6 protein-coding genes and 1 rRNA gene are annotated in these 8,164 nt (G+C 60.2%); 3 read left to right on the top strand and 4 right to left on the bottom strand.

Annotation, left to right across the window (positions count from 1 at the left end):
* Nucleotides 1-93, top strand: a 5S ribosomal RNA gene (gene rrf, locus OIU19_RS25095); the annotation flags it as partial.
* A gap of 190 nt (nt 94-283) precedes the next feature.
* Here rrf and OIU19_RS25100 read toward each other — a convergent pair.
* The 4 genes from OIU19_RS25100 to OIU19_RS25115 all read right to left on the bottom strand — a co-directional run bounded on the left by OIU19_RS25100 (nt 284) and on the right by OIU19_RS25115 (nt 5,128).
* Nucleotides 284-2,701: a TonB-dependent siderophore receptor gene (locus OIU19_RS25100; protein ID WP_319004565.1), complete on the bottom strand. Its 2,418-nt coding sequence runs from the start codon at nt 2,699-2,701 to the stop codon at nt 284-286.
* Between the two features lie 170 nt (nt 2,702-2,871).
* Nucleotides 2,872-3,837, bottom strand: coding sequence for a FecR domain-containing protein (locus OIU19_RS25105; protein ID WP_264237277.1), 966 nt, complete (start codon nt 3,835-3,837; stop codon nt 2,872-2,874).
* A 4-nt stretch (nt 3,838-3,841) separates the two neighbouring features.
* The gene (locus OIU19_RS25110) at nt 3,842-4,345 is read right to left on the bottom strand and encodes a sigma-70 family RNA polymerase sigma factor (protein ID WP_264237278.1); all 504 of its coding nucleotides are present in this window, start codon (nt 4,343-4,345) and stop codon (nt 3,842-3,844) included.
* Between the two features lie 87 nt (nt 4,346-4,432).
* The gene (locus OIU19_RS25115; RefSeq protein WP_264237279.1) at nt 4,433-5,128 is read right to left on the bottom strand and encodes a GntR family transcriptional regulator; all 696 of its coding nucleotides are present in this window, start codon (nt 5,126-5,128) and stop codon (nt 4,433-4,435) included.
* A gap of 204 nt (nt 5,129-5,332) precedes the next feature.
* Here OIU19_RS25115 and lapG point away from each other — a divergent pair, with 204 nt between their 5' ends.
* Entirely contained in the window at nt 5,333-6,094 is a 762-nt protein-coding gene (lapG, locus tag OIU19_RS25120) for a cysteine protease LapG (RefSeq protein WP_264237280.1), read from the top strand.
* Between the two features lie 10 nt (nt 6,095-6,104).
* Nucleotides 6,105-8,051, top strand: coding sequence for a cyclic di-GMP receptor LapD (lapD, locus tag OIU19_RS25125; protein WP_264237281.1), 1,947 nt, complete (start codon nt 6,105-6,107; stop codon nt 8,049-8,051).
* Nucleotides 8,052-8,164: the final 113 nt, after the last annotated feature.

The raw sequence follows: 8,164 nt of genomic DNA on the forward strand, positions 1-8,164 counted from the left end.
ACCACCTGATCCCATCCCGAACTCAGTAGTGAAACGATGCATCGCCGATGGTAGTGTGGGGTTTCCCCATGTGAGAGTAGGTCATCGTCAAGATTCATTTCGCAAAACCCCTATCTGCGTGAGCAGGTAGGGGTTTTGTCTTTTCTAGGCCTGGTAGATATCTGCGGCTACTGTGGTGCCTGAACTATTGGTGGGGCTGCTGCGCCGCCCCACTAATTACAGCCCAAAAAAAGGCCCGCCCCTGGTTCCAGGGGCGGGCCTTTTTTACATTCAATCAAATCACTCAGAACTGATAGCTAACCGTAGCACTCACATTCCGCTCTTCACCCATGTAGCAGTAGCTCAAGCTGGCACACGATGCGATATAGCGTTCATTGGTCAGGTTATTGGCATTGAGCCGTAGATCGACGCCCTTGAGCCCCACCTTGCCCAGGTCGTAGCCGATCGATGCATCGAACAGCGTGTAGGAGGGCACCTTCATGCTGTTTTCCGAGTCCACCCAGCTGTACCCCACATAGCGCAAGCCGCCACCCAAGCGCAGGCCATCCAGTGCGCCCTGGCGGAAGTTGTAATCGGCCCACAGGGAGAACATCTGCTTCGGTGCTTGGGTTGGCGAATTGCCTTTGTTATCCAGGGTCGGCGTTACCACGCTCGGCATCGACTTGGCGTACTCGATGTCGGTGAAGGTATAGCCACCCAGCAGCTTCAGGTTATCGGTCACCTGCACATGTGCCTCAAGCTCAAGGCCTTGCGAGCGCACCTCACCCACCGCCCGGTAGAACTCCTCGTTTGGCTGTTTGGATGCGAGGTTCTCCTGCTCGATACGGAACACCGAAGCAGTGAACAGGTTGTCAGTACCAGGAGGCTGGTACTTGATGCCCGCTTCCCACTGGGTGCCCTCGGTAGGCGCGAGCGGGCGGCCATCCTGATCGGAGACGGTGTTGGGGTTGAACGACTCGGAGTAGCTCAGGTAAGGCGCAATGCCGTTGTCGAACAGATAGAGCACGCCCGCACGGGTGGTGAACTTGGTGCGGTTATCGCTGACCCGAGTATCGCTGTCACGATTCTCCTCAGATACCTTCACCCAGTCCTGGCGCAGCCCCAGGGAGAAGCGCCACTGGTCCAGCTCGACCAAGTCCTGCAGGTACACACCTGTCTGTTGCAGACGGCGTAGGTAGTTGCTTTCACCGAGCACCTGGATATTGCCATTGCCGTATTGCGGGTTACCGGCATCCAAGCTATCGACCGTGCCATAGCGCCAGGACACATCGGCCTTGCGTCGCTGATAGTCGGTGCCCAGCAACAGCGTATGCTTGGCGGAGCCGGTGAAGAACTCAGCCTGCAGCATGTTGTCGATGATGAACGAATGCAGACGCTCGTCGCCGCCGGTATAGGCGCGGTTCATCACGTTACGCCCAGGCACGCTCGCGTCCCAGCCAGCGAAGTAGACCTGGTCCATCGACACATCAGAATCCTGATAGCGGAAGTTCTGCCGTGCGGTGAAGACGTCATTGAAGCGATGCTCCAATTGGTAACTGAAGGACTGTTGGGTGCGTTCGTAGTTGTCGCTGAGCTCACCTTCGAAAAAGTGATCGGACAGACGCTGGCCGTTACGCGGATGTAAGGCCCCATCAGAGGGCAGGGCACCGTGGTAGCCGCCGTTGGGGTCTTTCTGTAGATAAGCCTGCAAGGTCAACGAGGTATCTTCGCTGAAGTCGATGCTGACTGCTGGGGCGATCGCGTAGCGCTCTTCCTTGTTGTGATCGAACTGGGTGTCGGATGAATCCGCAATGCCTGTCAGGCGATAGGCGATGCGCTTGTCATCATCCAGCGGCCCGCTGAAGTCGAAGCCCATCCCCCGTTGGCCTTGGGTGCCGACCGTTGCCTGGATCTGGTGATACGGATCGAACATCGGCTTCTTGGTGGTCAACGCCACCAGGCCGCCCGGCGAGCTGCGCCCGTACAGAACCGACGAGGGGCCCTTGAGGATGTCGATGCGCTCCAGGAAGTACGGGTCGACCTGCATGGTGCTGTAGGTGCCATTGTCGCCCATGGACTTCAAGCCATCGACGTAGATGTTGTCCACCGAGCCGTCGTTGAAGCCGCGCATGGCCACGTAGTCATAGCGATGGGTCGCGCCATAGGGGTTGGTCAGCACCCCTGGGGTGTAGCGCATGGCCTGGGCAACGGTCTGCGAACCCTGGTCGTCCATTTGCTGACGGGTGACCACCGAGACCGACTGGGTGGTCTCCAGGATCGGCGTACTGGTCTTGGTCGCGATCTGGCTGTGGGTAGCGTTGTAGCCCTCCATGCTGCCCAGCGCGTTACCTAAGGCAAAACCGCGAACGTCGGTGTCCGGCAGAGACAATGCCGCCTCCTCAGGCTGCGCCCGCAGCACGTAACTGCTGCCGTCCTGGCTGACGGCCTCAAGGCCGGTGCCATTAAGCAACTGACGCAGTGCCTGGTCAGTCGAGTAATGCCCTTGCAGGCCTGGCGATTGCCGCTCACCCGTCAGCTGCGGCGTGCTCGAAAGGGTAATGCCGGCCTGGCGGGCAAACTGGTTGAGCACATCGTTGAGATTGCCAGCAGGGATCGTGAATTGCTGGGTAGCAGTGTTGGCCTGGGCAGCCAAAGCCGGTGGCGCTATAGCGCTCATGCCAAGGGCTGTACCGAACAGCGCGGCGCGTACAGCTTTGCGCAGGCTGGCGGAATTCAAGACAGGTCGAAAATCATTCTCGTTGGTGACGCGTTGCGAGGGCAGGGCGGTCGGCATGGACAGGTCCGTCGAATCGTTAAGGGCAGAGGAAATTGCTTACTTTCCTAGCCGGACTTGCGAGTGGTTCCCGCCAAAAAATCTTGCAGAACTCAATCTCAGCTCATGCGTTCCAGGCGTACCCACCAGCGCGTACGCTGGCGCAGAATGACGGGCAGGGTCTGCGGTAGCAGTTGCAGCAGCTTGTCGGTATCTTCCAGGCGGAACACACCCGATAGGCGCAAGTCAGCGATCTCGTCGCTGCAACCCAGATAGCCATGGCGATAGCGCGCCACCTCTGCGAGGAAATCCGCCAGGCGCATGTCCCGCGTGACGATCAAGCCTTCCACCCAGGCCCCGGCATCCATGTCCTGGTGCTCCAACAGACGTGCACCTTGGCCATCGAGTCGCCAATTCTGGCCGCTGCTCATCCATTGCAGCGCGCCATTGCCTGGGCGATGAATGGCCACCTTGCCTTGGCTGACGCTAACCCGCGTGCAATGGCTGTCCTGACGCACCACGAAGCGCCCCTCGAAGCCTTCCAGCAGGGTCTCATGGGTCTGAACCAGTAACGGCCTGTCCTGGCCCTGAGTCGCGCAGGTGAGCATCAGCTCGCCGTGCTTGAGACGAATGAGCCGCTGCCGACCGTCAAAGACGAGGTCCGCCGCACTTTGAGTATTGAGCTGCAGCAGTGATCCGTCCGGCAGAGCAAAGCTACGTCGCTCGCCAGTAGCGGTGGCGTAGTCCGACGTCCAATTGTCGAGGACCTGAAGATCCTTGCCCAACCAGGCTGCCGAACCTACCAGCGCAACGCCGGTGAGTAGCTTGAGTGCCTGTCGACGGTGCAAGCGACGTTCGCTGGTCTCCAGGGTCTGCAAAGCCACTCCTGCGCCAGGGATGGCGCGCAGGTTCAACTCTTGATGGAGATCGAGCACCCGCTGCCAGGCCAATTCATGCTCATGATGCTCGCCGCGCCATTGTTCGCATTGCAGTTGCAGGCGCGCATTGTGGCCGCTCTCGCGCAGCTTGAGCATCCAGTGGATGGCCTGCTTGACCACCTTGGGCGGCAGAGGAGCAACGCTCATTGCTTCAGCACTCGTCTTCGTAGCGCAGCAGGTAGCAATGGTAGAGGGCATCGGCAATGTAACGCTCTGCCGAGCGCAGCGAGATGCCCATCTGCTCGGCGATCGCCTTATGGCTCAAGCCCTCGCACTGGGCCAGCAGGAAAGCACGGCGCACCTTGGGCTTGAGCCCATCGAGCAAGCGCGCAATGCGCTCGAGCAACTCCAGCAGCAGTTCGCGGGTTTCCGCCGACGGCGCATGCGCCTCGGGCAGGTGCGCGAGCGCTTCAAGGTAGGCTCGGGCCAGTTCCTGGCGTCGCCAGTGGTCAATGACCAGGCCGCGAGCGACTGTGCGCAGGAACGCCCGCGGGGTGTTCAGCTGCAATTGTTCACGGCGCTGGAGCAGGCGGACAAAGGTATCGTGCGCCAGGTCCGCTGCATCGGCGGCGTTCCCCAACTTACTGCGCAACCAGGTTTGCAGCCAGCTGTGGTGGTCGCTGTAGAGCGTATGCACAGAATCTTGAGAAGACATTGAGGGGCGCCGCGAACATTAAGTCATTAATGATAATTAGTCTCATTGTTCGCGGGCGGGCAAAATTTTGCAACTGCTCGGCCATGCTTACATCGACAGGCGCTGACTATCCAGATACTTGCGAATAGCCCGCGCACCGTTGTTCAAGTGCTCTTCCAGCACGTTGACGGCCTCCTCCACCCGTTTGTCGCTGGCGGCATTCACCAATGCATTGTGATCGTCCTGAGTCAGCTTACCCAGCCCCATCGATGACAGGTGGAAGCGCAAGAAACGCTCCTCTTCATTGAGCTCGATCTCGATCATGCGCAGCAGTTTCTGGTTGTGCGCCTTGCTGTACAGCGTCATGTGGAACAAGCGGTTGAGGCGGCCGATCTCGGCATGGCGGGTTTCGTTCTCCAACTCCTGGATATAGCCCCGTGCGCGGGCGATGTCATCGGCCTCGAGCAGCGGGATCGACTGGCGCAGCGCCTCGGACTCAAGCAGCACCCGCAACGCATAGGTGTCCACCGCATCTTCACCGATCAGCGGGGCAACCACGGCGCCCTTGTGCATGACCACCTGCAACAACGACTGCGCTTCGAGCTGGCGCAAGGCCTCGCGCACGGGCATGCGACTCACGCCAAACAAGCCCGCGATCTCTTGTTGACGCAAGGCGGTACCTGGCGGCAGGCGGCCATCGACGATGGCGCTGCGCAGGCGTTCTTCGATCACGCTTCGAGCAAGATGCGCAGGCACCTGCTCACTGCCAATCACGCTGGAAAGCAGTCTGATTTTCTCAGCCACTGGAAGTCTGCCTCGACAATTTGCTGATTGGATCCAATAAACGTAGAGAGTCGCTCAAGGGGTGTCAAACCCTAGCGATGGCAGGCTTCCAAGCCTTTGCACGGAATATGTCTATGGTGAATGAAGTCCCTGTTAAGGGGAAGCTGATGTGCGCTTCGGCACAAGGTTAATAGCGCCCGTGAATAGAGCGGCGGTGATTGTAAGGTGCCATTGTCTTTTGCCAGAGCAGGCCGCACCATCGCGGTTTTCGATGGCTTTGAACAGGTCTTCCCTGTGGCGATTGCCGGGATACTAAAAAGCTGGATACGCCCGTTCAGCCTCGCCATTGTGCTGGGCTGCCTGCTGCTGGGCGGCCTACGAGCAGATTGGGACTTTTCCCAGATCAGCCAGCGCGCTCAGGCGCTGTATGGGCCCCTGGGCCCCGGCAAGGACCGCATCGATGCCTGGCAGCGGTTGTTGGCCAGCCACCAGCAGGGCAGCGAACTGGAGCGCTTGCAGGCGGTCAACCAGTTCTTCAACCAGCAGTTGCGTTATGTCGAAGATGTCGACCTGTGGCGCGAGGTCGACTATTGGGCCACGCCCATCCAGTCCTTGATCAAGGGCGCAGGCGACTGCGAGGACTACGCCATCGCCAAGTACTTCAGCCTGCGCCGCATGGGCATTGCCAGTGAGAAACTGCGCATTACCTACGTCAAAGCCTTGCGCCAGAACCGCGCGCACATGGTCCTGACCTATTATTCAAATCCACAGGCCCAGCCGCTGGTGCTCGACAGCTTGATGGACGCCATCAAGCCGGCCAGCCAGCGTAGCGACCTGTTACCGGTTTACGCCTTCAACGGTGAAGGCCTGTGGCTGACCGGCGCTGCCGGCAACAAAAAGGTGGGGGATACCAAGCGTTTGTCGCGCTGGCAGGATCTGTTGAAAAAAATGCGTGCCGAAGGATTCCCGGCCGAACCGGTTTACTGAAGGAGCACAGATGTCATTGTTCAAACAATTGCTGCTTGCCATTTGCCTGTTCCTGGTCGTTGCCTTCAGCGGCAGCTTCATGGTCAGCCTGGAAAGCTCACGCAGCCAATACGTGAATCAATTGCGCTCCCATGCTCAGGATGCAGCGACGGCACTGGCGTTGTCGCTGACACCGAACATCGATGATCCGGCAATGGTCGAGCTGATGGTCAGCTCGATTTTCGACAGTGGTTACTATTCGAGCATCAAGGTGGTCGAGCTGGGCAGCAATGCCGTGCTGGTCGAGCGTCATGCCGAACCTGACAGCGCTGGCGTACCGGCCTGGTTCGTGCGGCTGATTGGCCTACAGGCGGCCGGTGGCGATGCGATCGTCAGCCGCGGTTGGCAGCAGGCGGCGCGTGTGGAAGTGATCAGCCACCCAATGTTTGCCTTGGCCAAACTCTGGCAAAGCGCGCTGGGTAGCCTTGGCTGGCTGCTGCTCTGCGGAGCACTCAGTGCGGTACTCGGGGCTCTGCTGTTGCGTCGCCAACTGCGGCCGTTGGACTACATGGTTGCGCAGTCGCATGCCATCGCCCGCCGCGAGTTCCTCAGCCAGCCTGAATTACCGCGCACCCCAGAGCTGCGCCGGGTTGTACAGGCGATGAACCAGATGGTCGAAAAACTCAAGGCGTTGTTCGCCGAACAGGCCGAACGCAGCGAGCGGCTGCGCGCCGAGTCATACCAGGACAGCCTCACCGGATTGGCCAATCGGCGTTACTTCGAAATGCAATTGGCCGCTCAGGTGAGCAATAGGGAGGAGGCTCGTGCGGGCTACCTGCTGCTTCTGCGGGTGAGCGATCTAACCGGCCTCAATGCCCGCCTGGGTGGCCAGCGCACCGACCAACTGCTGCAGGCAGTCGCTGAGCAGTTGCGCCGCACGTGTGCCAATTACCCGCAGACCAACGACTTGATCACCCGCAGCCGCGGCGGCGAGTTTGCCGTGCTGGCGCCGGGTATGGTGCATGAGGAGGCCGTGCAGTTGGCGCAGGCGTTGGAGGCCACCTTGCGCAGCCTGCACGAGACTGGCGCCAGCGATGTCGATCCGGTCGCGTACATTGGCCTGGCGCCTTATAGCCCAGGCGATTCGCCACAGGCTCTGTTGAAGCTGGCTGATGAGGCGTTGGCGCGTGCCGAAAGTCAGTCAGGGCAGGGCTGGGTATGTCTGGAGCAAGGTGTTGCTACGCAAACTGCCAATGGCCATCAGCAATGGCATGCCCGCCTTGAGCAGGCCCTGGCCAACGGGCAGTTCGAGTTGTTCTTCCAGCCGGTGGTGGACAGCCAGGCACCACAGCGGATCCTTCATTACAAGGTTGTCTCACGGCTTTATGACGAGCACGGCGAGGCGCTTGCCGCCGGGCGTTTCCTGCCCTGGTTGGAACGCTTTGGCTGGATGGCGCAGCTGGATCTGCTGGTGCTGGAAAGGGTGCTAAAGCACCTGCAAGGGCATCGCGAGTCGCTGGCGCTGAATGTGTCAGCGGCGACCTTGGCCGATCCCAAGGCCCTGCAGCGCGTGTTCGATCTGTTAGGCCAACACCGCGCAATGGGGCCGCGCTTGACCTTCGAGATCGGCGAGGAACAATTGCCTGAACAGCCGTTGCTCGAGCAGCTCACCCGGCGTTTGCACGCCCTGGGTTTTGGCTTGGGCCTACAGCGATTTGGCGGGCGCTTTAGCCTGATCGGCAATCTGGCCCACCTGGGGCTGGCCTACCTGAAGATCGATGGTGGTTACATTCGCAGCATCGATCAGGAACAGCACAAGCGCTTGTTCATCGAAGCCGTGCAGCGGGCGGCGCATAGTATCGATCTGCCGCTGATCGCCGAGCGGGTCGAGACGGAAGGCGAGTTGCGGGTACTTTGCGAGATGGGCGTCCAAGGCATTCAGGGGCAGTTGGTCGGAGAGCCAGCGCCCTGGCGTTGAGTGCTGGGGTGTCTAGGTTAGCCTTATCGCGGGGCAAGCCCGCTCCCACGGCATGACCTGCATCGATAACTCGCCATGACCTGCATGGATGAACTGCGTGGGAGCGGGCTTGC

Source organism: Pseudomonas sp. BT-42-2 (assembly GCF_025847435.2).
GTDB lineage: Bacteria > Pseudomonadota > Gammaproteobacteria > Pseudomonadales > Pseudomonadaceae > Aquipseudomonas > Aquipseudomonas urmiensis.